Below are 24,104 nucleotides of genomic sequence, written 5' to 3' on the forward strand. Positions count from 1 at the left end.
ACGGCCGGTTCGATTCCCTCGATACCCAGCACGCATGTCGCCCATCGGCGGCCCAGCCCCCCGCGTCCAGCCGCCTCGCGTCCGCCCCCTCATCTCTGCTAAACCGCCGCCCCACGCGCCCCAGCAGCACATTTGCGCCTCGGGTCGTCCCTGCTTGACCGGACGTTCTCGGCTCCTATACTCTTTCGAAGCTTTCGGGGTACCCGTGGCCTACCTGCGACGGGACATCCACCACCCGTCCACACACGGGCCAACATTTCAATAATAGGGAAGAGGAGACGTCATGGCTCACGACGCCGACGCGAACAAGGCCAGCAAGCACTGGCTCTGGTTGCTGCTGTTGCCCTGGATCGCGATGATCTGGGTGCCGTCATATAACAAGGTCGAACCGCAGCTGTTCGATTTTCCGTTCTTCTACTGGTACCAGCTGCTGTGGGTGTTGATCAGCGCGATCATCACGGCGCTCGTGTACTTCAAGACCAAGACCCGCTCGACGGGCAGCTCGCAAGGGGGCGCACGATAATGAACGCCACCGCAACATTCGTCTTCGTCCTGTTTTTTATCGGCGTCACCATTCTCGGCTTTGTCGCGGCTCACTGGCGCAAGGGCGACTTGGCCCATCTGGAAGAGTGGGGCCTCGGCGGCCGGCGCTTCGGCACCATCGTCACCTGGTTCCTGCTGGGCGGCGACCTGTACACCGCTTACACCTTCATCGCCGTGCCGGCGCTGGTGTTCGGTGCGGGCGCAACGGGTTTCTTCGCGCTGCCGTACACGATCCTTATCTATCCGTTCGCGTTCGTCGTGTTCCCGAAACTGTGGAGCATCGCCAAACGTCAGGGTTACGTGACATCGGCCGACTTCGTGTCTGCTCGCTATGGCAGCCGCATGCTGGCGCTGGCGATCGCCGTGACCGGCATTGTCGCGACGATGCCGTACATCGCGCTGCAACTGGTCGGTATCGAAGTGGTGATCGGCGCGCTGGGTTTCGACACCAAGGGCTTCGTCGGCGATCTGCCGCTGATCATCGCGTTCGCGATTCTGGCGGCTTACACGTACACGTCGGGCCTGCGCGCGCCGGCCATGATCGCGGTCGTTAAGGACGTGCTGATCTATATCGTGATCTTTGCCGCGATCATCGTGATTCCGCCGCAACTGGGCGGCTTCGGCCATATCTTCAGCGTGGTGCCGCCGGCCAAGTTGCTGCTGAAGGCGCCGGACGTCTCGAGCCTGAACGGCTACAGCGCGTACGCGACGCTTGCAGTGGGTTCGGCGCTCGCGCTGTTCCTGTATCCGCACTCGATCACCGCGGTGCTGTCGTCGAAGTCGGGTAACACGATCCGCCGTAACATGGCGATGCTGCCGGCCTACTCGCTGGTGCTCGGTCTGCTCGCGCTGCTGGGCTTCATGGCTCTGGCTTCGGGTGTGAAGGACATGCCGGAATTCGCGCCGTACTTCAAGGCGTTCGGCCCGAACTTCGCGGTGCCGGCGCTGTTCCTGCACTTCTTCCCGTCGTGGTTCGTCGGCGTGGCCTTCGCGGCGATCGGTATCGGCGCGCTGGTGCCGGCGGCGATCATGTCGATTGCGGCAGCGAATCTGTACACGCGCAACATCCACAAGGAGTTCGTGAACCGCAACATGTCGCATGAGCAGGAGACCAATGTCGCGAAGCTGGTGTCGCTGATCGTTAAGGTCGGCGCGGTGGCGTTCATTCTCGGTCTGCCGCTCACGTACGCGATCCAGCTGCAACTGCTGGGCGGCATCTGGATCATCCAGACGCTGCCGGCTATCGTGCTGGGTCTCTACACGCGTGTGCTCGACTACCGCGGCCTGCTGATCGGCTGGGCGGTCGGTATCGCAACCGGCACGTGGATGGCGATTTCGTTGAAGCTGGCGGGCTCGATCTTCACGATCCACCTGTTCGGCATGGCGATTCCGGGCTACGCGGCGGTGTGGTCGCTGATCGTCAACCTGGTGGTGTCGGTGGTGGTGAGCCTGCTGGTGCGCGCGTTCGGCATGCAGCGCGCTGAGGACCGTACCCGTCCGGAAGACTATCTGGACGTGGTCGAAGGCTAAGCCAGTCGCTCTATCTAGCCGGAAAAGCAACGCCCGCAGACAAAAGTTTGCGGGCGTTTGTCTTTCCGGGGCACTCCAGGGCACGATAGCGGAACCGTCCATCAAAGCGTGCGTCGCGCGAGCCATGGCTTCTGCCGATTCCCCCCGTGTCGTTGTCCGCCGCTCGGCCATCAGCCGCATGGTGCGCACGATCACGTCGCCGTACTACCGCTATCGCCACGCGAAGGTGCTGCATAGCCTGCGGGTCGGCGTCGCGATGCTGGTGTCGATTCTCGCAACCACCGGGATCGACATTCCCCACGGCATCTGGTCGTCGGTGACCCTGCTGGTCGTGATCGGCGGCCTGCAGCATCACGGCAACATCCGCAAGAAGGCCGCCGACCGGGCGGCGGGAACCCTGCTCGGCGCGGTGATCGGGCTTCTGCTCATCTTGACGCAGAACCTGACCGGCTCGCTGCCGCTCACCTATGTACTGATGTCGATCGTCGCGGGGATCTGCGCGTGGTTCGCGATCGGATCGTCGGGGTATATCGGCCTCTTGACGGCGATCACGATGTGCATCGTTGCGGGTCATGGCGACAACCTGATCGACGTCGGTTTATGGCGCACGCTGAACGTGCTGATCGGCATTGTGATCGCGCTGGCGTTTTCGTTCGCGTTGCCGCTGCACGCGACCTATTCGTGGCGCTATGGGATTGCCGCCAATCTGCGCGACTGTGCGCGGATCTACACCCGTTTGTTGGAAGGCGAAACGATCAGCGAAGACGAACAGGTCAAACGCTTCCTCGCGATCAACAAGCGGCTGGTGCAGTTGCGCTCGCTGATGCCTTCAGTGGCGAAGGAGATCGACGTGCCGCAGGCGAAGCTCGAAGAGATCCAGCGCCTGCATCGTTCGGTGCTCAGTTCGCTGGAGTTGCTGGCGACCGGCCCGCTGATGCGCGCCGACGCCGCGGCGCGCGCTGCGTATGCGCGGGAGTGCGGTGTCGAGGTGCACGCCGTGCGCGGCATGCTGTTGGCGATCGCGCGTGGCCTGCGCTTTGGCCGCGCGACGCACTTCGGCATTCCGGCTGCCACGCCGCTCACCGAGGTGTGCGGCGGCGCGGCGCTCGACTTGCCGCCCGACTTGCAAGGGCCGTATTGGCTCGGGCAGCGGCTTGCCGAACAGGTGGACCGGTTGCGCGCTTTGCTGCTGGAGACTGAGCCGAACTGGAACATCGAACGGCATTCGCGCAGTTTGCTGAAGGTTTAGGGCAGAACGTTCAGGGCCGCGCGCCCTTTGTTGAGCGCCCGCCGCGACTGCTGCGGCAATCGGAGCGGCGCTCATGCACGACAGGCTTACTCTTCCGGTACCGTTACCATCCAGGCGAGACCGAAGCGGTCTACTAGCATCCCGAATCCCTTGCTCCAGAAGGTGGGTTGAAACGGCATCATGACCTGTCCGCCGTCGGCGAGCGCATTGAAGTATTTTTCGGCCGAAGCGGCGTCGTCGGCCGTCAGCGACAGACTGAAACCGTTCATCGGGGCCGCTTCGGGGTCGCAGTGGCCGTCGGACGCCATCCAGATCGTCGAGCCGAGCTTGATGGCCGCGTGCATGATCTTGTCCTCGGTGCCGGGACGGATCTGCGCTTGCGCGTCGGGCGGCGCGTCCTTGTAGCGCATCTGGAATGTGATTTCGGCGCCGAGCTTCTCGCCGTAATACTTGAGCGCTTCTTCACAGCGTCCGTTGAAGAATACGTAAGGCTGAACGTACATGATCGTCTCCCGGGATATGGGCCAGCGGCGCCGCGTTCCTTCGGCAAATGGCAGCGAGAGAGCAGCGTGCAGACGATTGTAGTCGTCCGTTGGAGTAGCGATTGTGACTATATTTCGTAAGGCGTTGCGGTGCGGGCAGGTGTCGGACGTGCGCCGGTAAACGGCACGCGGCCCTGAACCGGAAGGCTCAGGGCCGCGTATTTGGACTAGCTGCGCGGGACGATGTGCGCGGGACTACCTGCGTGGCCCCATGCGCGACCGCGTATTCAAGCCGCGAAGGCTCGGCTTAACGCAGCGCTTCGATCATCTTTTCCAGCTTGACAGCGTCTGCTGCGAACGCGCGGATGCCTTCAGCGAGCTTTTCGGTCGCCATCGCTTCGTCGTTGACGAGGAAACGGAACGACGATTCGTCGACCGGCACGCGTTCGATGTCCACGCCCGTGCCCATTTCAGGCGACAGCTTGCGCTCGACCGTCTCGGTGCTTTCCTGCAGCTTTTGCAGCAGATCCGGGCTGATGGTCAGCAGATCGCAGCCGGCCAGTTCCAGAATCTGGCCCGGGGTGCGGAAGCTCGCGCCCATCACCTCGGTCTTGTAGCCGAACTTCTTGTAATACGCGTAAATGCGGCGCACCGATTTGACGCCCGGATCGTTGGCGCCGCCGTCTTTCGCTTCGTCCCACGCGCTGCCGGCGTTCTTCTTGTACCAGTCGTAGATGCGGCCGACGAACGGCGAGATCAGTTGCGCGCCTGCTTCGGCACAGGCAGCGGCCTGCGCGAGCGAGAACAGCAGCGTCATGTTGCAGTGGATGCCTTCCTTCTGCAGCACTTCGGCTGCGCGGATGCCTTCCCACGTAGAGGCCAGCTTGATCAGCACGCGCTCGCGGCCGATGCCGTGGTCTTTGTACAGGGCGATCAGTTCGCGGCCCTTGGCGATCGACGCTTCGGTGTCGAACGACAGGCGTGCATCCACTTCGGTCGACACGCGACCCGGGATGATCTTGAGAATCTCGGTGCCGAACGCGATCAGCAACTGGTCGATGACGGCGCCGACCGGCTTCGACGCATGCGCCTTCACCGTCTTTTCGAGCAGCGGCTTGTAGTCGTCTTTCTGGACGGCTTTCAGAATCAGCGAAGGATTGGTGGTCGCGTCCTGCGGCTTGTACTGGGCAAGCTGCTGGAAGTCGCCGGTATCAGCCACGACGGTGGTGTATTGCTTGAGTTGGTCGAGTGCGGTTGTCATGTTCGAGCCTTCATGGCGCGCGTGCGCCGTGGTTCAGGAGAAATGAGATCGCCACCGGACGGAAAAGACAAACCGTTCCGGCGGCCGCGGGTCACGCTGCAGCGTCTGCCCGTCATGTTGCCGGGGAATTTTGACGGAAAGCGCTGCCGGATGCTTCTATTCTATGGCGGATCGTCTGACGCAGTATTGACACTTGCTGCCGGCAATCCGTTCACAGGGATTTTGGGCGCCGATTTCCGCCGACGCTTCAGGCGCGCCGGGCGTTCAGCACCAGTTGCGTCAGTACGCCCGCCACCAGCCCCCAGAACGCCGAGCCGATCGACAGCAGGGTGAGTCCGGAAGCCGTCACCATAAACGTCACCAGCGCCGCTTCGCGCTGCTTCAGGTCGTGCATGGCGTTGGCGAGGCCGCTCATGATCGAGCCGAACAGCGCCAACGCCGCAACGGAGACCACCAGCGCCTTCGGCAAGGCTGCAAACAGGGCGGCGATGGTCGCGCCGAAAATCCCGGCAATCAGATAGAAAGTACCGCACCAGACTGCGGCGGTGTAGCGCTTGTCGCGGTTTTCGTGCGCTTCGGGGCCGGTACAGATCGCCGCCGTGATCGCCGCAAGATTGATGCCGTGCGAGCCGAACGGCGCGAGCAGCAGGGACGCGATGCCGGTTGTCGAAATCAGCGGCGCGGAAGGCGTGGTGTAGCCGTCGGCGCGCAATACGGCGATTCCCGGCACGTTCTGCGACGCCATCGCGACGACGAACAGCGGAATGCCGATGCTGATGCTCGCCGCGACCGAAAACGCCGGCATCGTGAACACCGGGTGGGCGAGCGCGACGTGAAAGCGGCTGAAGTCGAGCAGCCCGAGCGCGCCGGCGGCGATGGTGCCGACGATCAGCGTCGTCACGATCGCATAGCGCGGCGCGAGGCGTTTGACGATCAGGTAGGTGAAGAACATCGCCAGCACGAGCGCGGTCTGGAACTGCGCCGCGCGGAAAATCTCGATGCCGATCTCGAACAGAATGCCCGCCAGCAAAGCGGAGGCGATGCCTGCCGGGATTTTCTTCATCAGCGTGTCGAACCAGCCGGTCAGGCCGACCACCGTCAGCAACACCGCGCAGACGATAAACGCGCCGATCGCCTCAGGGTAGGTCACATGCGGCAGCGACGACACCAGCAGCGCCGCGCCGGGCGTCGACCAGGCAATCACGATCGGCGCGCGAAAGCGCAGTGAAAGGCCGATCGTGCAGACGGCCATGCCGATCGACAACGCCCAGATCCATGACGAAATCTGCGCATCGCTGAGATGGGCGGCCTGGCCGGCCTGGAACATCAGCACGAGCGAACTGGTGTAGCCCGTCATCATCGCGACGAAGCCGGCGACGAGCGTGGACAGGGACGTATCGGCAAACGGTTTGAGCGGCCCGGGGTGCACGTCGGCAGGGGACAAATCGGGCGATGAAGACGGACTCATGCAGAAGCTTTCTTATAGTTGGAGAAAAACGTGATCTGATCGGATTACTTGCTCAACATGCGCATCGCCGATTCGAGTCCGGCGAGGGTGAGCGGATACATGCGATGACCGAGCACTTCCCGGATCGCGCTGACCGACTGCCGGTAAGCCCACAAACCTTCCGGCTCAGGATTGAGCCACGCGTAATGCGGGAAATGATCGGCGAGGCGGCGCAGCCACACGGCGCCGGCTTCGGCATTGTTGTACTCGACCGAGCCGCCCGGTTGCAGCACTTCATAGGGGCTCATGGTCGCGTCGCCGACGAAGATCAGCTTGTAGTCGGGCGTGAACTTGTGCAGCAGGTCCCACGTCGGCATACGCTCGGCGTGACGGCGGCGATTGTTTTTCCACAGGAAGTCGTACACACAGTTGTGGAAATAATAGAACTCGAGATGCTTGAACTCGGCCTTGGCGGCGGAAAAGAGCTCTTCAGTGCGCTTGATGTGATCGTCCATCGAGCCGCCCACGTCGAGCAGCATCAGCACTTTGACCTTGTTGTGCCGCTCCGGCACCATCTTCAGGTCGAGCCAGCCGGCGTTCGCTGCGGTGCTGCGGATCGTGTCGGGCAGATCGAGCTCTTCTGCCGCGCCCTCGCGGGCAAAACGGCGCAGGCGGCGCAACGCGACCTTGATGTTGCGCGTGCCGATTTCGACCTGGTCGTCGTAGTCGCGGTAGGCGCGCGCTTCCCACACCTTCACCGCCGTGCGTTGACCCGCCGCGTCGCCGCCGATGCGCACGCCCTCAGGGTTGTAGCCACCGTTGCCGAACGGCGAGGTGCCGCCCGTGCCGATCCATTTGTTGCCGCCTTCGTGGCGCTCTTTCTGTTCGTCGAACAGTTCCTTCAGGCGCTCCATCAGCTTGTCGAGGCCGCCCATCGCTTCGATCTGCGCTTTTTCTTCGGGCGACAGATCGCGTTGCAGCTTCTTCTTCAGCCAGTCGAGCGGGACGTCGAAGGCGAGCTCCGAGGCTTGCGCGACGCCGTTGAAATACGCGCCGAAGGCCTGGTCGAACTTGTCGAAATACTGCTCGTCCTTGACCAGCGTGATGCGGGCGAGATAGTAGAACTCGTCGAGCGACGGCGCGATCACATTGGCTTTGAGCGCTTCGAGCAGCGTCAGGTATTCCTTCACCGACACCGGCAGTTTGGCGGCGCGCAGCGAGTAGAAGAAGTCGATCAGCATGCTGTGTCCTCGGCGGCGGATGTGCGGCGCGACGCCTTCATCAACGGGTATTCGTGATCAATCAACGGTTCATCAACGGTTGTTGCGGTTCATGAAGATCAAGCGCTCGAACAGGCTCACGTCCTGTTCGTTCTTCAGGAGCGCGCCGTGCAGCGGCGGGATGATCTGCTTCTGGTCGGACGAGCGCAGCGCTTCGGGCGGAATGTCCTCGGCAAGCAGCAGCTTGAGCCAGTCGAGCAGTTCCGACGTGGACGGTTTCTTCTTCAGACCGGCGACGTTGCGCAACTCGAAGAAGCTCTGCATCGCCGCGGCGAGCAGTTCCTTCTTGATGCCGGGGTAGTGCACCTCGACGATCTGCTGCATCGTCACCGGGTCGGGGAATTTGATGTAATGGAAAAAGCAGCGGCGCAGGAACGCGTCGGGCAGTTCCTTCTCGTTGTTCGACGTGATGATCACGAGCGGGCGCTTCTTGGCGCGGATCAGCTCGTGAGTTTCGTACACGTAGAACTCCATGCGGTCGAGTTCGCGCAGCAGGTCGTTCGGGAATTCGATGTCGGCCTTGTCGATCTCGTCGATCAGCAGCACCGTCTGTTCCTCAGACTCGAACGCCTGCCACAACACACCTTTGACGATGTAGTTGCGGATGTCCTTGACGCGCTCGTCGCCGAGCTGCGAATCGCGCAGGCGCGACACTGCGTCGTACTCGTACAGGCCTTGCTGGGCCTTGGTGGTGGACTTGATATGCCATTGCAGCAGCGGCATGCCGAGCGCGGCGGCGACTTCTTCCGCGAGCATGGTTTTGCCGGTGCCGGGTTCGCCCTTGATCAGCAATGGGCGCTTCAGCGTCATCGCGGCGTTGACCGCGAGCTTGAGGTCGTCAGTGGCGACGTACTGCGATGAGCCTTCAAAACGCATGGCGAGATGCTCTTTTCTGGGAAAAAACCCAGTATAAGTCAGAAGGCCTGTTGGGCTGAATCAGCCTGGCGTAAGGTGTCACCCGCGGTGCTGGACGCCGGTTCACGTGCATACGCGGCGTTCGCGAGCAGTCCGTGCTCGCCCGGCGCGCCCGGTGGGCGGGTGCGCCGGGCGTCGTGGGCGCAGCGGGTGGCACGCAGCGAGCGGCACGAAGTCATGCGGAGCCGGCGCGGCGGAGCAAAACGGCGCCAGCCGCGGCTTTGCGGCGGCCGGCTACGCCTCTGGCCCCGCGCGGTGGACGTTCGGCGCGGCGTCGCGGTACAATTAGCCCGATTTTTTTGGCCTGCGTGGCTACCCTATAAGAATAACGGCGCGGGCCGTTGCCTTTTCGGGCGCCCGTTTCCCCTCAAGCCAGGTTACATGCTATGAATAAATTCGTTGGCAAACACGTCGTGATCGCAGCGCTGTCGGTGCTCGCGGGCTATGCGGCCAGTGCGCAGGCAGCGGATGTCGTCGGCAACGCGAAGGCGGGCCAAGGCAAGGTCGCGATGTGTATTGGCTGCCACGGCATCCCTGAATACCGCACGGCTTACCCTGAGGTCTACCGCGTGCCCATGCTCGGCGGCCAGAATCAGGCGTACCTCGAGAATGCCCTGCACGGCTACAAGAAGGGCGACCGCCATTTCGAAACGATGCGCGCGATCACCGCGTCGCTGTCTGATCAGGACATCGCCGACATCGCTGCCTACTACGCAGCGCAAAATTCCTCTTCGAAGAGCAATCCCGACAAGTGATCGGCTTCGGTCATCCAAGCGGTCACTCGGCTATTTATATTCGCGGGATAGGAGAATTCATGAATAAGCCCCAACAGGCACTCCACACGGTGTTCAAGGCTGCATGCGCGTCGGCGGCAGTTATCGGTCTGGTTGCAGCGAACGTCGCGCACGCCGCTGACGCCGGCAACGGCAAGGTGTTGGCCAACAACCACAACTGCGCGGCTTGCCACGGCGTCAACCTGAACAATCCGGTGAGCCCGGAATATCCGAAGCTCGCAGGTCAGCATTCCGACTACGTCTACTGGGCGCTGCGCCAGTATCAGATGGGCAACGGCAACCCGCACCTCGGTCGCAACAACGCGATCATGCAGGCGCAGGTGCAAAGCCTGTCGCCGAGCGACATGAAAGACATCGCGGCCTACATCGAATCGCTCGACGGCGCGCTGGTGCAGAAGAAATAATCGCGCTACGCTGCTTTTGCACGGTTTCAGATTGAACAACACCCCGCTTCGGCGGGGTGTTGTGCTTTTGGGGTTGGGGTTTGTGCGGGGGTGCCAGGTTCGGCTAGCGAGCTAACGGCCGCTGAGCCGCCGGGTTGCCTCAGTCCCGCGTGGCGCGCTGCTCGATGCGCTGCAAATACGCGTCCGTGTCCGGCGGGGTGCCGGTGCGTTGCGCTTCCCAGATGGTTTCGCCGAGGCAATCCATGATCGCGTGCTGCGCCTCGTGGGTCGAGCCGAGCCGGGCGGCAAGCCGTTCGTGCGCCGCGCGAATACCCGGCGGCTGGTCGATCGACAACTGTTCGGTGATCGCCAGATGCATTGACAGATGCAGGAACGGGTTGGTCTGGCCGCGTTCAGGCGAGTAGTCCTGAGCCTGGGCGGCTTCCGTGCTGGTGAGATCGGCGTGATATTCCGGATGCTCGACGATCCAGTCGGCGGCGATCGCTTCGAGCGGCGTCAGAATCTCGCCTTGACGCTGCTTGCGCCAGGTGTCGGTGAAAAATTGGCGGACTTCGTCGCGGCTGGGATTGAACATCGTGGGAATGGTGTTGAGTGTGAGGCGGGCTGGAAGGGGGTGATTTTACGCCGAGGCAGGACGGCTTGCTGGCGGAGCGTCAGCGGACCGAAGCGCGGCGGAGGCCGCGGGCCAACTGAGTGCGTGTCGCGCACACGCCGGACAAACGCGCCACGGCGATGCGGCGTCTGCTCGTCTACTCGTGCCCTCGCCGGACGGTGCCGCCCTCAAAGATCCGGCGGCGGCGTCTTGGGCCGGAATTCGCAGAGCGGCTCGATCACGCAGTGCCAGCATTCCGGACGGCGCGCTTTGCATACATAGCGGCCATGCAGAATCAGCCAATGGTGGGCGTCCTGCTTGAACTCGGCGGGCGTGAATTTCTCCAGCGCCACTTCGACCGCGCGCACGTCTTTGCCAGGTGCGAGGCCAGTTCGATTCGCAACCCGAAAGATATGTGTATCGACCGCGATGGTCGGATGACCGAACGCCGTGTTCAGGATCACGTTCGCCGTTTTACGGCCGACCCCCGGCAAGCTTTCGAGCGCTTCACGATCTTCCGGTACGTCGCCGCCGTACTGGTCGAGCAGAATGCGGCAGGTTGCGATCACATTCTTCGCTTTGGTCCGATAGAGACCAATCGTCTTGATGTAGCCGGTAACCCCTTCTTCGCCGAGATCGAAGACCTTCTGCGGCGTGTTCGCGACCGGGAACATCTTGCGCATTGCCTTGTTCACCGACACGTCGGTAGCCTGCGCGGACAGCAGCACGGCAATCAGCAGTTCGAACGGTGTGGTGTACTCGAGCTCGGTCGTGGGATGCGGGTTGAGACTCTGAAGTGTCTCGTAGATGGCGCGGCGTTTGTTCGCGTTCATGCGCAGCGTAGAGTTAGAGGTTAGCGCTTCGTTGGCGGAAATTCAGTGTTACCCGCGGTGTTACCCCCGGAGTTACCCGCGGTATTGTCCGCAGCGAGTCCGAGACGGCGGCGGCGTGCTTCGGCGGCGTCGATCTGCGCCTGCACGTCGGCGCTGACGCGCTCGGTGTTCTGCGGACCTTGGCCCTTGGCGGCCAACTCTTCTTTCTTCTGGCGTGCACGTTCGAGCGCGGCCTGGATGATCGCGCGTTTCTTCGCTTCGGCGGAGTCCGCTGTGGGCGCGGCGGGTGTTGCCGCGGCACCGGCTTCCATCACCTGAGCGGGCGTGCTGCTGACCGCTCGCCGCGCTGCAGCACGCGCCTCGGCCGCTTCGCGTTCGCGTGCAAGACGGGCTTCACGCCGGTTGTGGCGCTCGTGCGCGGCGTCGGCCTGGCTCAGGCTCCATGCGTCCCAGCCGGTTGCTTCACCGGTGACCGGCGGCATCGCAATGCAGTCGACCGGGCAGGGGGGCACGCACAGGTCACAACCGGTACAGAGCTCGGCGATCACCGTGTGCATCTGTTTCGGTGCACCAACTATTGCATCGACCGGACAGGCCTGCATGCACAGCGTGCAGCCGATGCAAACTTGTTCGTCGATAACCGCCAACGGACGCGGCCGTTCGACGCCGTTGGCGGAATTGAGCGGGATCACTGGCTTGCCGAGCAGTGCGGCGAGGCGTGCGATGCCTTCGGCGCCACCCGGCGGGCACTGGTTGTAGTTGGCTTCGCCAAGGGCGACGGCTTCGGCATACGGACGGCAGGCGGGATAGCCGCACTTCGTGCATTGCGTTTGGGGGAGCAGATCTTCGATGCGGTCTGCGAGTGTTCTGGAATCGGTCACGGTCACGACGTTGGGGCTTGCCTCGTGGCCGCACGGCATGCCGTGCGCGGATTACGGGAAACACGCGGCAGGCCGGGGCAACACAAAAGCGCTGCGAAAGCGTGCAAACACGCGCCAATATAGGCAAATACAGACACGAATAGAGGCGCGAATTTGTGCAACTAAGGCTTCAGCTAAGCGCAAGCGCTGGGCTTGAACTAAATAGCACATTATCGCCGATTTCCCCAATTGCCATCCGCAATCCATGTGCCATAATCGAAGCGCTTTTTCGAAAGACCGCATAAGGGTGTTCCCCCAACCAGCCCGTTCAGTGCTGTCGGTGCAAGGCCCGAGGAGAGGCCGGCGGCGCGATCCGGATAACGCGGCTCACGAAGACGATGCCACCATGAATCAGCCGAAAATCAAAAGAGATCCTGAAGGCACGCGGCGCCGCATTCTGCTTGCGGCGGCCGAAGAGTTTGCAAATGGAGGGTTGTTCGGCGCACGCGTCGATCAGATTGCCCGCCGCGCGGAAACTAATGAACGCATGCTCTATTACTACTTCGGTAGCAAGGAGCAGCTTTTCACTGCTGTACTCGAGCACGCATTCAGCGCGCTCAATGAAGCGGAACGAACGCTCGAACTGAACGGTGTCGCACCGGTCGAGGCTGTCACACGTCTCGCGCATTTTGTTTGGGATTACTACCGCGATCATCCCGAGTTACTGCGTCTCGTCAACAACGAGAACCTGCATGAGGCACGCTACATGCAGAAGTCGACGCGCATCCGCGAAATGATTTCGCCGATTGTCGCCACGCTCGGCGGCATTCTTGAGCGAGGTCAACGCGCGGGGCTGTTTCGCACCAACGTTGATCCGCTGCGCTTTTACGTGACGCTGTCCGGCATGGGCTACTACATCGTGTCGAACCGCTTCACGCTCGAGGCGACACTCGGCCGCGATTTCAGCAGTGCGAGCGAACGCAGCGAACTCATCCAGATGAACACCGAGTTGCTGCTTGCGTATCTGTTGCGGAAGTAAGCCGCAGCGCGGCCGCGCATCGACGGCATAAGAAGCGGCAAAAAAGCGGCAAAAGAAGCACCAGAAACGACAACGGCCTCTGAAGAAGAGGCCGTCGTTTATCTCTGCGCGCGGTGCTCAGGCTTCGACTTTTTCCTTCGCTACCTTCGGCGCCTTGTTGTGCTCGAGGATGAAGTCGCGCAACTGCGGATAGATGATGGTGCGCCAGCGGCGGCCCGAGAAAATGCCGTAGTGGCCGCATTTTTCCGCGGTGAAGTGACGCTTGTTCTTCTCCGGAATGCCGCTGCACAACTCTTGCGCGGCGAACGTCTGACCGTCGCCGGAGATATCGTCCAGCTCGCCTTCGATCGTGAAGAGCGCGGTCTTCGTGATGTCCTGCGGGCGCACACGCTCGCCGGCGACGTCCCACGTGCCTTCGGCCAGACTGAATTCCTGGAACACCACGCGGATCGTGTCGAGGTAATAGTCCGCGTCCATGTCGAGCACGGCGTTGTATTCGTCGTAGAAGCGGCGATGCGCTTCCGCGTCGTCTTCGTCGCCGCGCAGCAGGCTCTGGTAGAAATCCCAGTGTGAGGCGGCGTGGCGCTCAGGATTCATTGCCACGAAGCCGGTGTGCTGCAGGAAGCCCGGGTAAACCTTGCGGCCCACGCCCGGATAGTTCGGCGGCACCGTGAAGATCACGTTGTTTTCGAACCATTCATACGAGTGCTGCGTGGCGAGCGAGTTGACCGAGGTCGGGCTCTTACGCGCGTCGATCGGGCCGCCCATCATGGTCATGGTGCGCGGTGTGTCTTCGCCGCGGCTCGCCATCAGCGAAATGGCGGCGAGCACCGGAACGGTAGGCTGGCATACCGAGATCACATGCAGATTCTTCGCGCCAATGTGGCGGATGAATTCCTGGATGTAAGCGATGTAATCGTCGAGGTGAAACTCGCCTTCTTCAAGCGGCACCATGCGTGCATCGATCCAGTCGGTCAGGTAGACCTTGTGGTCTTGCAACAACGTGCGCACGGTATCGCGCAGCAGCGTAGCGTGGTGCCCTGACAACGGTGCGCACACCAGCACGACCGGCTCATCTTTCAATTGGGTAACAGCGTCGCTGTCGTCCGCGAAACGCTTGAAGCGCATCAGGCGGCAAAACGGCTTTTCGATGATCGTTTGTTCGATGATCGGAATGTTGTGACCGTCTTTAACAATCTGATGGAGGTTGAACTCAGGCTTTTCGTAATCTTTGCCAAGCCGGTAGAGCAGTTCGTAACCGGCTGAGAGGCGTGTGGCACCGGGCACATAGGCCAACGGGCTGGCGGGATTCGCGAACGATTTCGACGCGGCCTGGGCCCAGGCGGTGAGGGGGCTCAACATCGCCCGTTGGAATTCGTGCAGTTGGTAGAGCATGGGTGCTCCGTTTAAGCGGTTCGCATGGGGCTTGGCAAACACGCGTGTGGCGTTGCGGCAGGCCGTATTGGTTGTAGGCGCATTGATTTCCGGCCAACAGTCTGCTGGATCATACTGAACAAAGCGTACTTGTGCAATGCAGCAATTTGCGCGCGGGCTGCGCGCAAACTGTCATTAAATCATGGTACTGACGATGCTGCCGCGCCGCTATCGGGGGTTGCCGCAGCCTCAAGTTCCTCAGCCAGCGTGCCGATATGGGGTGGCTGCCCGGTCGCCTGAGCCATGGCCTGTTCGTGCTTCATCAGGTTCAGGCCGGTGTGCACCAGCGCCACATGGGAAAATGCTTGCGGAAAATTACCGACCAGCCTTTTCGCGGTCGGATCGTACTCTTCCGCCAGCAAACCGACGTCGTTGCAGAGGCCGAGCAGCCGTTCGTACATCGCGACGGCTTCGTCGATGCGGCCTTGCAGCGCCAGGTTGTCCACCATCCAGAACGAGCACGCGAGGAAGGTGCCTTCGCCGGGCGGCAGGCCGTCGTCGTATTCAGTGGTGCGGTAGCGCATCACGAAGCCGTCGTGCATCAGATCTTTTTCGATCGCGGACACAGTGCCTTTGACGCGCGGATCCGTCGGTGGCAGGAAACCGACCAGCGGCATCAGCAACACGCTCGCATCGAGCTGATCGCTGCCGTAGGACTGGGAGAACGCGTTCAGCGCGGGATTCCACGCCTTCGCGCAGACTTCCGCGTGGATTGTCGCGCGGGTTGCGCGCCATTCATCGAGCGGGCCTTCCAGCTTGAACATTTCGGCGGACCGGATGGCGCGGTCGTAGGCGACCCACGCCATCACCTTGGAGAAGGTGAAGTGCTGGCGGCCGCCGCGCGTTTCCCAGATGCCTTCGTCCGGCTCTTGCCAGATCGTGTCGAGATGGGTGAGCAATGCGCGCTGCACGTTCCATGCGGTGTCGTCCGCCTGCAGGCCGCCCACGCGCGCGAGATGCAGCGCGTTCATCACTTCGCCGTAGACGTCGAGCTGGCGCTGGCCGACCGCGTTGTTGCCGATCCGCACGGGTTTGGCGTCCTGATAACCCGGCAGCCAGTCGATTTCGAATTCGGGCAGGCGCCGTTCGCCGGCGATCCCGTACATGATCTGCAATTGATCCGGCGCGCCGGCCATCACGCGGCCGAGCCAGCTGCGCCAGGCGCGCGCTTCGTCGTAATAGCCGCCGCGCATCATCGCGAGCAGCGTGATGGTGGCGTCGCGCAGCCAGCAATAGCGGTAGTCCCAGTTGCGCGTGCCGCCCAACTGTTCCGGCAGCGACGTGGTGGGCGCGGCGACGATGCCGCCGGTCGGCTCGTACGCCAGCGCCTTCAGCGTAATCAGCGAGCGACGGATCTGCGCGGCCCATTTGCCTTCGACCGTGCTGCGCGACGACCATTCGAGCCAATGGTTCTCGGTACGGGCGAGCGACGTGTGCGGATCGCGGCCCGGCGGAATGCGTAGATGCGAAGCCGCATAGGCCAGCGAAAACGGCACGCGCTCGCCTTCGCTCACCGTGAACTCCGCGACCGTCTTCATGTTCTCGCCGCGCAACTCGACCGGCGTGCGCAGCACCGCGGTGTCCGGGCCGACGATCGCTTTGATGCCGCTGTCGTGCTTCAGGCGGTCCACCCACGGAATCGAGAAACCGTAGTCGAAGCGCAGCACCAGTTCCATCTGCATGCGCACCGTGCCGCGTTTGCCGACCACGATCCGCACCATCTCCGACCAGCCGTTGCCCGGCGGCATGAAGTCGATCAGCGTGACCGCGCCTTCGGGCGTTTCGAAATCGGTTTCCAGGACCAGCGTCTCGCCGCGATAACGGCGCGTGATCGTGGGCGGCGTATCCGAGACCGGCGCAATCAGCCAGCGGCCGTTGTCGGGCGTACCGAGCAGGGCGGCGAAGCACGCGCCGGAGTCGAAGCGCGGCCAGCAGAGCCAGTCGACCGAACCCTCGCGGGAGACGAGCGCGGCCGTGTGGCCGTCGCCGATAAGCGCATAGTCTTCGATGAGTGCGGGCATGGCGGAGCGTGTCTGTTTGGGGCGAGGCGAAGGCCGCCGCGCCGAGGGTCATTGTGTTACCGGACTCGCGCGATGCGTTTTGGTTCAGCGCGCAATGCGGCAAAACGCGGGTTGGTAATTGTCAAATCACTGCCTACAATCAGATTTCAAGCCGATGCCCGGAGCCCTTCGGATCACGCAGCGGCCTTGCCCTGGCGAATGCAGACGCCGTTTTCGAGGATCCAAGCAATGCTGAACCCGTCGAAATCCGATTGCATCACAATTCTTTCCGCCGCCAGCGAACTCGCTGACGATTCGATGTTGCCGCTCGAACATGGCCGGCTGGGCCTGAGCCGCAACGGCATGCTGGCTGCGGCGGCCTTTCTGATCGAACGGGCCTGCTTCCGCCGTCATCAGGAAGGTGACGGCCATTATGCCGTCGGCGGATTGTCGTTGCAGGGGCGTTTGCGGCTGGACCAGCTTTCGAACGGCTGATCGTTTATCCGTTTCTCTGTTGCGCGGGCTCGCTTCATGCGGGCTGTCCGTCGTCTTGCATCTGGTGCATGGCGTCCGATGCGAATCTGTTGCGCCCTTACCGCTTCGCTGTGTCACGTGTTGCATTGCGGCAGCCGCCATCAGTACGCGCACACTATCCCGCACCAGTCCCCCTTTCGTGCGAGACATCGCCGGGCCGGCACTGCGCCCGGTCGTGCGTCCCTTCTTGCCGCTTCCGTGGCTGACTGTTGCCGCCTAGAAGTGCGACGCCCCCACGCCGAAGATCCCAATGATGCCGATGATGATCAGATAGAGCGCGACGATGTAGTTCAACAGGCGCGGCATGACAAGAATCAGAATACCGGCGATCAACGAAACCAGCGGGCCCAGGCTGAGTGTGACGTTCATGAAAACTCCGTAGTGTGGGATGGATGAGACGCGGTTGAAAAATCGCCCCGTCAGGCGGGACAATTGCTGCACATGCGCCGGCAGGCCAGTCAGCCGAACGCGGCCCGGCCTGCGCGGCCCGCCGGATTCGCTGCATGATCCGACGCAACGCTTTTATACTTGCCTCGATAAAACAATTCGAACGACGGCGCGGCAGACCAGAGACACCATTACAAGCGGATCAACCGAATAACTGATGTCCAGGAGGTCATATGCTTCGTAGTCACCGTGCCGCCGTGCGTGCAGTCTCAAGCTCTCCTTTGCCTTCTGCTGCTCGATCCACGTCATTGCGCGGCGGGCGGCCAGCTCCTCTGCGTTCCGCCCGCTCGATAATAAAAGGTTTCGTGCTCATGGTCTCTATTGTTGCTTCGCATGCGTTTGCGCAAGATTCCGGCCCGGCCCCCGCCGATGGCGTCTATGACATGCTGGTCGGCACTTACACGGGTGGCAAGAGCGAAGGGATATACGTCTATCGCTTCGACACGAAGACGGGCGAAGCGACCCGCGTGTCGGTCGCGCAGACGGTCAACCCGTCGTATCTGGTGGTGAGCCGTGACCGGCGCTTTGTCTATGCGGTCAACGAATTGCCCGGCGACAACGGCCCGGCCACGCAACGCGGCGGCATCAGCGCGTTTCGCTTCGATGCCGCGAGCGGCCAGCTGAGCTTTCTCAACAAGGTCTCGGCCGATGGCAATGACCCGTGCTATCTGAGCCTGTCGCCGGACGGCAAATATCTGCTGACCGCGAACTACTCGGTGGCGGCCGATCCGGGCGGCAGCTTCGCGGTGTTCCCATTGCAGGCGGACGGCCAGGTGGGCGCGTCGGTGCTCACGGTGCATCATGAAGGCGGCGGTCCTGTGAAGGGTCGTCAGGACAACTCGCACGTTCACTCCACCGTGTTCTCGCCGGATGGTCACTATCTGTTCGCTCAGGACCTGGGCGCCGACAAGCTGTACTCGTACCGCTACACGCCGGACGGCAGCCGCGGCCTGTTCGGCCCGACCGATTGGCGCTACACCCAGGAAAAAGCAGGCACGGGCCCGCGTCACCTGGTGTTCGGCGCGGACGGCAAGCATGCCTATCTGACGAGCGAACTGGCCGCTACGGTCAGCACCTTCAACTACGCCGACGGCAAGCTCACGCAGGTGCAAACGAGTTCGCTGATCGAGCCCGGCTTCAAGGGCGCGGTGGGCGCCGCGGCCATTCATCTGTCGCCGGACGGACGCTTCCTTTACGCCACCAATCGCGGCGATGCGAACGAGATCGTGATCTTCTCGGTCGATCCGACCAATGGTCATCTGAAGAAGATCGGGCACCAGTCGAGCCTCGGCAAGTCGCCGCGCGAATTCGCGATCGACCCGACCGGCAACTGGTTGATCGTCGGCAATCAGAACAGCGGCACGGTGTATGTGTTCAAGCGCGATCAGCAGAGCGGATTGCTCGAAGCGGATCCGAACCGTATCGAGATCGATTCGCCGGTGGACTTCAAGCTGGTGTCGCCGTCGTGAGGTGGAGTTGCTAGTGATCTGAATATCGCGCGTTGAATGGAAAACGGGTCGCTTCGAGCGACCCGTTTTTTATTCTGGCTTGTGTTGGTTGCATTGGCGGCTACCGGCCCGTGCCGTTTATTCCGCCGGTCCCGGCGCGAGCACTTCACGGCTGCCGTTGATGCCCATCGCGGACACCAGGCCCGCCGTCTCCATCTGCTCGACGAGGCGCGCCGCGCGGTTGTAGCCGATGCGCAATTGCCGCTGCACCGACGAGATCGACGCACGCCGCGTGCGCACCACGAAGGCGACGGCTTCGTCGTAAAGCGGATCGGCTTCGGCATCCGGCGTGTCGCCGAACAGATCGGGCGACGCGCCTTCGGTGGCCGGGCCGTCGAGAATGCCTTCCTCGTATTGCGGTTCGCCGAACTGCTTCAGATACTCGACGATCCGGTGCACTTCCTCGTCGGCGACGAACGCGCCGTGCACGCGCTGCGGGTAGCCCGTGCCTGGCGGCAGGAACAGCATGTCGCCCTGGCCGAGCAGCGATTCGGCGCCCATCTGATCGAGAATCGTGCGCGAGTCGATTTTCGACGACACCTGGAACGCCACGCGCGTCGGAATGTTCGCCTTGATGAGGCCGGTGATCACGTCCACCGAGGGACGCTGCGTCGCCAGAATCAGGTGAATGCCTGCAGCGCGCGCCTTCTGCGCGAGGCGCGCGATCAGTTCTTCGATCTTCTTGCCGGCGACCATCATCAGGTCGGCCAACTCGTCGATCACCACGACGATCAGCGGCAGCGGCGCGAGCGGCTCGGGTGCATCCGGGGTCAGCGAGAACGGGTTGCCGAGCTTCTTGCCCTTGGCTTCCGTATCGCGGATCTTCTGATTGAAACCGGCCAGGTTGCGCACGCCGACTGCGGACATGAGACGGTAGCGCTTTTCCATTTCGCCGACACACCAGTTCAGCGCGTTGGCCGCCAGCTTCATGTCGGTGACGACCGGCGCGAGCAGATGCGGAATGCCTTCGTACACCGACAGTTCCAGCATCTTCGGATCGATCATGATGAGCCGCACTTCTTCGGGCGTCGCCTTGTAGAGCAGCGAGCAGATCATCGCGTTGATCGCCACCGATTTGCCCGAACCCGTTGTGCCCGCAACCAGCATGTGCGGCGCCTTCGCCAGATCGGCAACCACCGGATGGCCGGTGATGTCCTTGCCCATCGCCAGCGTCAATTGCGAATGCGAGTTCTGGTAGACGCTGGCTTCGAGGATTTCGGACAGGCGGATCGTCTGCCGCTTGGCATTCGGTAGCTCGAGGCCCATGCAGGTCTTGCCGGGAATCGTCTCGACCACGCGAATCGACGTGAGACCGAGGCCGCGCGACAAGTCCTTCATCAGGCCGACGATCTGACTGCCGCGCACGCCGAGCGCCGGCTCGACTTCGAAGCGCGTGATGACCGGGCCGGCCGAATGGCCGACCACGGTGACCGGCACCTTGAATTCCTGCAAACGCTGCTCGATCAGCAGCCCGGTTTCGATGAGCTTTTCTTCTGAAACGGGTTCGACGTCGGTGTCGGCGCGCGCGAGCAGATCGAGCGTTGGCAACTCGACCATCGATGCCGCAGGTGCGCGGAATTCGAAGCCGTTGGCGGGGGCGTGGCCGCGCAGCGGGGTGCGCTGGGTTGCGGGTTCGGTGGGTTCGATGGGCTCAGCGGGCTCCGCAGGGTCGGTGAGCTCGGTCGAGGGTTCGGTTGCGAGGTGGGCTGCAGGTTGTGCGGTTTGGTGGGTGGGAGTGCTCGGCGTAGCGGTTGCGCCTGGTGCTGCGTGTACTGCCGGGACCGCTAGCGCGCCCGGTGCGTATGCCAGCCCGTTGGCGGCTTCGTCGACGATTGCGGCAGAGGTCACCGGGGCGGCCTGAACTGCAAAACTCGGGAAACGAACCACGTTCGACGGGTGCGGCGCGGTGCCTTGCGGCGCCACTGCGGCGGCGACGGTCGAAGCGTCCGAGGCGGATGACGAGTTCAAATCGTCGGCTACATCTACTGTTTCCAACGCGTCCGATACATCCGATAGGGCAGAGGTGTCCGTCATTTCCGCGTCGACTGGCGCGACAGCATCGATTCTGGTTTCCCAGGGCGCTAGCGGTTTATCGATGACGACTTCGGCAATCGGCACAGGCGCCGCGGGGTGCGTTTGCGTTGGTTCGTCTTCGACGAACGGCGGCACGTCCGTTTGCGCGTCGCTGGCTTCGAGTTGGGCTGCGAAGATTTGAAACGGCGTGGGCGTGGGCACCGGCGCTACATACTGCGTGGCTGGTGCTGGTGCTGGTGCTGGTGCTGGTGCTGGTGCTGGTGCTGGTGCTGGTGCTTCTGCCGATGCCACGGTTTTGGCTGGTGCCTCCGCTTGCGCCAGTGCCTCCGCTTGCACCGATGCCTCCGCCGATGTTGCTGCTTGTGCCGGTGTTGCCACTCGTGTCGATGCTGCCGCTTGCGCCGGTGCCAATGCGGATGCCGACGTGTGTGCCGCAATCAACGGTGCCTGGATAACCGGCGGCTCAATCGGCCATTGCACGACAGGCTCAGTATCTTCCTCGACCGGCACTTCAGAAGCGGCTTCGATTCGCGGTGTTTCGACGGGTGATTGCGTCGCTGTATGGTGGTTCGGCGCGGCCTCGGCGACGTCCTGCAAAGGCGCGCTTGCATGCCGTACCGCGGCCATTTCAACTTCGTTCGCATGTGACGACGAAGCCACACCCGATTGCCCAGCCTCGACCGGTGGCTCGGTACCCGTCAGAGCGTCCGGAGTCGTGGTCACGATCGCATTTTCCGCGCTGCTACTGCGCGCGAGGCTGACGCCGGCGATGTCGGTCCAGCGCGCGGCGTTTTCCGCGATGCTGCGAAGCGTCTCCTGGACGCTGGCGGGCGGCGTGACCTTTTGCTCGGTCGCCATCGGCCGGGTATAGCTCGGTGCCGGCGTGCTGAACGAAGCCGGACGCCGCGTCGTTTGTGCTGGCGCGGCGGTGGTGTCCGCGCGCGGAGCGGGCGAGAACGGCTGCTGGGCAGCCGTCGAGCGACTTCCCGAAGATCCTCCACTGGCGGCTGAACCCGGCATCGTCGACGGACGGCCTTCACCAGCCGACGCGTTCATCGCCGAACCGGCTGCCGAACCCGACGCCATCCGTGCTGCCGCCGTGGTGGGTGCCGCTTGCGCTGCAGCGGCCTGCGCGGCGACCGCTCCCGCGAAACCGGCCGTACCCGCCGCCCCCGAGCCAGCGCCCGACGACCCCACCGGACGTTGCTCTCCAGCAGAACGCCGACCAACCTGCGATGCGCCATCACGAGCCGGGGTCGCTGCCGATCCTGATCCCGCTGCCGAACCAGCTGCAGATGCGGGCGCACGCGGCGCCGTCGCCGATTCACGCAACCATCCGGCAGGCGCGACCGGTTCAGCCGGCATCCATGCAGTCCGGTCCGCGTTCTGCAAGTGTGTCGGTGTCGTCGCCTGCGTCGGCACTTGCCGTGGCGCCTGGCGCGGCGGTGTCGTGGCGGACGTGCGCAGTACCGGCTCCGCCTGCGCGGGCTGACTACGTGGCTTCACTGCGCCGGCCCGCCAGTTCGCCCCGGCGCCACGCGCCGCTGCGTCCCTGGCCGCGGCTGCGCCAGCCGCACCGGCAGCCGCAGCCGCATTGCGGCCGTTCGCCGGCGGCCGCCAGACGGTCGGGCGCGCATAACGTCCATTGCTTTTGGGCGCCATCGTGTTGGTCGACGTCGACATGTGCGACGGCAAACCGTCATCGACGCTGCGATGGCGGCGCGCTTCCTCATCGCGCTTGGCGAGGCCGCGTGACAGCCCAAGGCCGAATGCACCGTCGGCCCACACGGCGACGTCGCGCCAGCGGAAGTCGATCAGCCAGGGCAGGCTGATCAGGAGCAGGGCAAGCGCCGCGAGCGGCGTGCCGATATGTCCGGTCAGATGACCGAAGCCCGCCGCAAGCGCATGGCCGAAGCCATTCATGCCGGCCACGCCGATCAGCGACGCCTCCAGCGTGCAGCTTGCCACCATGACGCAGACGAAGCCGAGCCAAAGGCGGATCGTGCCGGGGCCGCGCAAACCTGCGCCGCCCGGCAGCACCGACTTCACGAGGCGCCAGAAAAGGGGAATGAACCAGACGGCCGACCCGCCGAACCAGCCGAAAACTACCGTGTGCATACTAGACATCAACGAATGACGGACGCGCAAGAACGCAATCCGTCGAGTTTAACCGGCGAAGCCCGATGCTTCGAAGGCAGACGCAAGTATGCCTGCGCCAAATGGAACGAACCGCGTACCGGTCACTTGGCGCTGCGGTCGAAGGTGAGCGTGTCGCCGTTATCGAGCACCAGTTGCATCTGCTGCGGCGCGCGCATCTGCACGCCGGTACGGTCGATGTGGTTCAGCGCGTCGAGATACGGACCTTCAATCTGTCCGCCCGGCGTCGCGCACGCCATGCGTGTGCCGCCCAGGGTGCCGAAGCTCAGTTTGCCGTCTTTCAGCGCATACGAACCCATGTAGCGGTTGCAGCCGGAAAAGCCGCTGGCGTGGCGCTGGCCTTTGTCGGTGGAGAGCACGAGCGTGATCGGCGCGCCCTGATCCGCGGACGGAATCGCGCGAGCCGTGCCGTCGGCCTGTTTCCAGCCGCTGAGTACCCAGCTGGTGTCGTCGAGCAACTGGGTGGCGGCCGGGTTGAACGGATCGGGCGGTGCGGCTTCCGCGTCGGGATGCTTCGGCATGGCGCACGCGCTGCATAGCGCGGCGATGCTCAACGCGGCGATGGCCGTGCGCGCAAAAGGGATGAAGCGCGTAACACCTCGCGCGGAGGAGCTTTGGAGCATGACGTCGGTCCTCTTCAAACTGGCGAAGGCGTAAGGGTAACGCACTCGGCACGCCGCACGCGAGCGCGACGTCGACGCATCGGGTGCGGTGCGGGGTACGGTGCGGGGTGCGCATCGGGGGACGCATGTTAACATCGT

General features: G+C 63.2%; 21 protein-coding genes. 8 read left to right on the plus strand and 13 right to left on the minus strand.

Annotation, left to right across the window (positions count from 1 at the left end; all coding sequences use genetic code 11):
* The first annotated feature begins 283 nt into the window (after window positions 1–283).
* The 3 genes from KHO33_RS08030 to KHO33_RS08040 all read left to right on the plus strand — a co-directional run bounded on the left by KHO33_RS08030 (window position 284) and on the right by KHO33_RS08040 (window position 3,322).
* Window positions 284–523, plus strand: a complete 240-nt coding sequence (locus KHO33_RS08030; RefSeq protein WP_054035028.1) for a DUF3311 domain-containing protein — start codon at window positions 284–286, stop codon at window positions 521–523.
* Window positions 523–2,073, plus strand: a complete 1,551-nt coding sequence (gene mctP / locus KHO33_RS08035) for a monocarboxylate uptake permease MctP (RefSeq protein ID WP_200564402.1) — start codon at window positions 523–525, stop codon at window positions 2,071–2,073. The genes KHO33_RS08030 and mctP overlap by 1 nt, the downstream gene beginning before the upstream one ends.
* Before the next feature lie 124 nt (window positions 2,074–2,197).
* Entirely contained in the window at window positions 2,198–3,322 is a 1,125-nt protein-coding gene (locus KHO33_RS08040; protein WP_054035027.1) for an FUSC family protein, read from the plus strand.
* An 86-nt stretch (window positions 3,323–3,408) separates the two neighbouring features.
* On the opposite strand, the gene KHO33_RS08045 is transcribed toward KHO33_RS08040, so the two are convergent.
* The 5 genes from KHO33_RS08045 to KHO33_RS08065 all read right to left on the minus strand — a co-directional run bounded on the left by KHO33_RS08045 (window position 3,409) and on the right by KHO33_RS08065 (window position 8,668).
* Entirely contained in the window at window positions 3,409–3,825 is a 417-nt protein-coding gene (locus KHO33_RS08045) for a VOC family protein (protein ID WP_200564403.1), read from the minus strand.
* 286 nt (window positions 3,826–4,111) lie between these two features.
* Window positions 4,112–5,065 carry a transaldolase gene (gene tal, locus KHO33_RS08050; protein WP_054035025.1) on the minus strand — a complete coding sequence of 318 codons (954 nt, stop codon included), beginning with the start codon at window positions 5,063–5,065 and terminating at the stop codon, window positions 4,112–4,114.
* 247 nt (window positions 5,066–5,312) lie between these two features.
* Window positions 5,313–6,533, minus strand: coding sequence for a benzoate/H(+) symporter BenE family transporter (locus KHO33_RS08055; protein WP_200564404.1), 1,221 nt, complete (start codon window positions 6,531–6,533; stop codon window positions 5,313–5,315).
* Window positions 6,534–6,577: 44 nt separating this feature from the next.
* Window positions 6,578–7,753: a vWA domain-containing protein gene (locus KHO33_RS08060; RefSeq protein WP_054035024.1), complete on the minus strand. Its 1,176-nt coding sequence runs from the start codon at window positions 7,751–7,753 to the stop codon at window positions 6,578–6,580.
* Window positions 7,754–7,825: 72 nt separating this feature from the next.
* Window positions 7,826–8,668: an AAA family ATPase gene (locus KHO33_RS08065; RefSeq protein WP_054035023.1), complete on the minus strand. Its 843-nt coding sequence runs from the start codon at window positions 8,666–8,668 to the stop codon at window positions 7,826–7,828.
* A gap of 425 nt (window positions 8,669–9,093) precedes the next feature.
* On the opposite strand from KHO33_RS08065, the gene KHO33_RS08070 reads away from it, so the two are divergent.
* Together KHO33_RS08070 and KHO33_RS08075 are read left to right on the plus strand one after the other, a co-directional pair.
* Window positions 9,094–9,462 carry a c-type cytochrome gene (locus tag KHO33_RS08070; protein WP_007175710.1) on the plus strand — a complete coding sequence of 123 codons (369 nt, stop codon included), beginning with the start codon at window positions 9,094–9,096 and terminating at the stop codon, window positions 9,460–9,462.
* A gap of 59 nt (window positions 9,463–9,521) precedes the next feature.
* Complete coding sequence (locus tag KHO33_RS08075; RefSeq protein ID WP_054035022.1) at window positions 9,522–9,905, plus strand: c-type cytochrome; 384 nt, start codon at window positions 9,522–9,524, stop codon at window positions 9,903–9,905.
* Window positions 9,906–10,044: 139 nt separating this feature from the next.
* Here KHO33_RS08075 and KHO33_RS08080 read toward each other — a convergent pair whose 3' ends face one another.
* The 3 genes from KHO33_RS08080 to rsxB form a co-directional block, all read right to left on the minus strand.
* The gene (locus tag KHO33_RS08080; protein ID WP_054035021.1) at window positions 10,045–10,479 is read right to left on the minus strand and encodes a DUF1841 family protein; all 435 of its coding nucleotides are present in this window, start codon (window positions 10,477–10,479) and stop codon (window positions 10,045–10,047) included.
* A gap of 206 nt (window positions 10,480–10,685) precedes the next feature.
* Window positions 10,686–11,330, minus strand: a complete 645-nt coding sequence (gene nth, locus KHO33_RS08085) for an endonuclease III (protein WP_054035020.1) — start codon at window positions 11,328–11,330, stop codon at window positions 10,686–10,688.
* A gap of 20 nt (window positions 11,331–11,350) precedes the next feature.
* Window positions 11,351–12,211 carry an electron transport complex subunit RsxB gene (rsxB, locus tag KHO33_RS08090; protein WP_200564405.1) on the minus strand — a complete coding sequence of 287 codons (861 nt, stop codon included), beginning with the start codon at window positions 12,209–12,211 and terminating at the stop codon, window positions 11,351–11,353.
* A gap of 385 nt (window positions 12,212–12,596) precedes the next feature.
* Between rsxB and KHO33_RS08095 the strand changes: the two genes are divergently transcribed.
* Window positions 12,597–13,229, plus strand: a complete 633-nt coding sequence (locus tag KHO33_RS08095; RefSeq protein WP_054035145.1) for a TetR/AcrR family transcriptional regulator — start codon at window positions 12,597–12,599, stop codon at window positions 13,227–13,229.
* Window positions 13,230–13,346: 117 nt separating this feature from the next.
* Here KHO33_RS08095 and KHO33_RS08100 read toward each other — a convergent pair whose 3' ends face one another.
* Both KHO33_RS08100 and KHO33_RS08105 read right to left on the minus strand, forming a co-directional pair.
* On the minus strand, window positions 13,347–14,624 hold the full coding sequence (locus KHO33_RS08100; protein WP_097391798.1) for a polyhydroxyalkanoate depolymerase: 1,278 nt from the start codon (window positions 14,622–14,624) through the stop codon (window positions 13,347–13,349).
* A 179-nt stretch (window positions 14,625–14,803) separates the two neighbouring features.
* Window positions 14,804–16,684 carry a glycoside hydrolase family 15 protein gene (locus KHO33_RS08105; protein ID WP_200564406.1) on the minus strand — a complete coding sequence of 627 codons (1,881 nt, stop codon included), beginning with the start codon at window positions 16,682–16,684 and terminating at the stop codon, window positions 14,804–14,806.
* A gap of 228 nt (window positions 16,685–16,912) precedes the next feature.
* Here KHO33_RS08105 and KHO33_RS08110 point away from each other — a divergent pair, with 228 nt between their 5' ends.
* On the plus strand, window positions 16,913–17,158 hold the full coding sequence (locus KHO33_RS08110; protein WP_054035019.1) for a hypothetical protein: 246 nt from the start codon (window positions 16,913–16,915) through the stop codon (window positions 17,156–17,158).
* A gap of 255 nt (window positions 17,159–17,413) precedes the next feature.
* Here the strand turns inward: KHO33_RS08110 and KHO33_RS08115 are convergent, their stop codons facing one another.
* Entirely contained in the window at window positions 17,414–17,566 is a 153-nt protein-coding gene (locus tag KHO33_RS08115; RefSeq protein ID WP_073429502.1) for a DUF3096 domain-containing protein, read from the minus strand.
* 251 nt (window positions 17,567–17,817) lie between these two features.
* Here KHO33_RS08115 and KHO33_RS08120 point away from each other — a divergent pair, with 251 nt between their 5' ends.
* Entirely contained in the window at window positions 17,818–19,113 is a 1,296-nt protein-coding gene (locus KHO33_RS08120) for a lactonase family protein (protein WP_200564407.1), read from the plus strand.
* 117 nt (window positions 19,114–19,230) lie between these two features.
* Here the strand turns inward: KHO33_RS08120 and KHO33_RS08125 are convergent, their stop codons facing one another.
* Together KHO33_RS08125 and KHO33_RS08130 are read right to left on the minus strand one after the other, a co-directional pair.
* Window positions 19,231–23,304 (minus strand): FtsK/SpoIIIE family DNA translocase, encoded by a 4,074-nt coding sequence (locus tag KHO33_RS08125; RefSeq protein ID WP_200564408.1) that lies wholly within the window; start codon window positions 23,302–23,304, stop codon window positions 19,231–19,233.
* Between the two features lie 122 nt (window positions 23,305–23,426).
* The gene (locus KHO33_RS08130) at window positions 23,427–23,966 is read right to left on the minus strand and encodes an META domain-containing protein (RefSeq protein ID WP_054035017.1); all 540 of its coding nucleotides are present in this window, start codon (window positions 23,964–23,966) and stop codon (window positions 23,427–23,429) included.
* Window positions 23,967–24,104: the final 138 nt, after the last annotated feature.

It is taken from the genome of Paraburkholderia nemoris, assembly GCF_905221015.1.
GTDB classification, from domain to species: Bacteria; Pseudomonadota; Gammaproteobacteria; order Burkholderiales; family Burkholderiaceae; genus Paraburkholderia; species Paraburkholderia nemoris.

What these genes read in the sequence shown, in the direction of transcription:
- KHO33_RS08030 (WP_054035028.1), top strand. Translation starts at nt 284, where the DNA reads ATGGCTCACGACGCCGACGCGAACAAGGCCAGCAAGCACTGGCTCTGG.
- mctP (WP_200564402.1), top strand. Translation starts at nt 523, where the DNA reads ATGAACGCCACCGCAACATTCGTCTTCGTCCTGTTTTTTATCGGCGTC.
- KHO33_RS08040 (WP_054035027.1), top strand. Translation starts at nt 2,198, where the DNA reads ATGGCTTCTGCCGATTCCCCCCGTGTCGTTGTCCGCCGCTCGGCCATC.
- KHO33_RS08045 (WP_200564403.1), bottom strand. Translation starts at nt 3,825, where the DNA reads ATGTACGTTCAGCCTTACGTATTCTTCAACGGACGCTGTGAAGAAGCG.
- tal (WP_054035025.1), bottom strand. Translation starts at nt 5,065, where the DNA reads ATGACAACCGCACTCGACCAACTCAAGCAATACACCACCGTCGTGGCT.
- KHO33_RS08055 (WP_200564404.1), bottom strand. Translation starts at nt 6,533, where the DNA reads ATGAGTCCGTCTTCATCGCCCGATTTGTCCCCTGCCGACGTGCACCCC.
- KHO33_RS08060 (WP_054035024.1), bottom strand. Translation starts at nt 7,753, where the DNA reads ATGCTGATCGACTTCTTCTACTCGCTGCGCGCCGCCAAACTGCCGGTG.
- KHO33_RS08065 (WP_054035023.1), bottom strand. Translation starts at nt 8,668, where the DNA reads ATGCGTTTTGAAGGCTCATCGCAGTACGTCGCCACTGACGACCTCAAG.
- KHO33_RS08070 (WP_007175710.1), top strand. Translation starts at nt 9,094, where the DNA reads ATGAATAAATTCGTTGGCAAACACGTCGTGATCGCAGCGCTGTCGGTG.
- KHO33_RS08075 (WP_054035022.1), top strand. Translation starts at nt 9,522, where the DNA reads ATGAATAAGCCCCAACAGGCACTCCACACGGTGTTCAAGGCTGCATGC.
- KHO33_RS08080 (WP_054035021.1), bottom strand. Translation starts at nt 10,479, where the DNA reads ATGTTCAATCCCAGCCGCGACGAAGTCCGCCAATTTTTCACCGACACC.
- nth (WP_054035020.1), bottom strand. Translation starts at nt 11,330, where the DNA reads ATGAACGCGAACAAACGCCGCGCCATCTACGAGACACTTCAGAGTCTC.
- KHO33_RS08095 (WP_054035145.1), top strand. Translation starts at nt 12,597, where the DNA reads ATGAATCAGCCGAAAATCAAAAGAGATCCTGAAGGCACGCGGCGCCGC.
- KHO33_RS08100 (WP_097391798.1), bottom strand. Translation starts at nt 14,624, where the DNA reads ATGCTCTACCAACTGCACGAATTCCAACGGGCGATGTTGAGCCCCCTC.
- KHO33_RS08105 (WP_200564406.1), bottom strand. Translation starts at nt 16,684, where the DNA reads ATGCCCGCACTCATCGAAGACTATGCGCTTATCGGCGACGGCCACACG.
- KHO33_RS08110 (WP_054035019.1), top strand. Translation starts at nt 16,913, where the DNA reads ATGCTGAACCCGTCGAAATCCGATTGCATCACAATTCTTTCCGCCGCC.
- KHO33_RS08115 (WP_073429502.1), bottom strand. Translation starts at nt 17,566, where the DNA reads ATGAACGTCACACTCAGCCTGGGCCCGCTGGTTTCGTTGATCGCCGGT.
- KHO33_RS08120 (WP_200564407.1), top strand. Translation starts at nt 17,818, where the DNA reads ATGCTTCGTAGTCACCGTGCCGCCGTGCGTGCAGTCTCAAGCTCTCCT.
- KHO33_RS08125 (WP_200564408.1), bottom strand. Translation starts at nt 23,304, where the DNA reads ATGCACACGGTAGTTTTCGGCTGGTTCGGCGGGTCGGCCGTCTGGTTC.
- KHO33_RS08130 (WP_054035017.1), bottom strand. Translation starts at nt 23,966, where the DNA reads ATGCTCCAAAGCTCCTCCGCGCGAGGTGTTACGCGCTTCATCCCTTTT.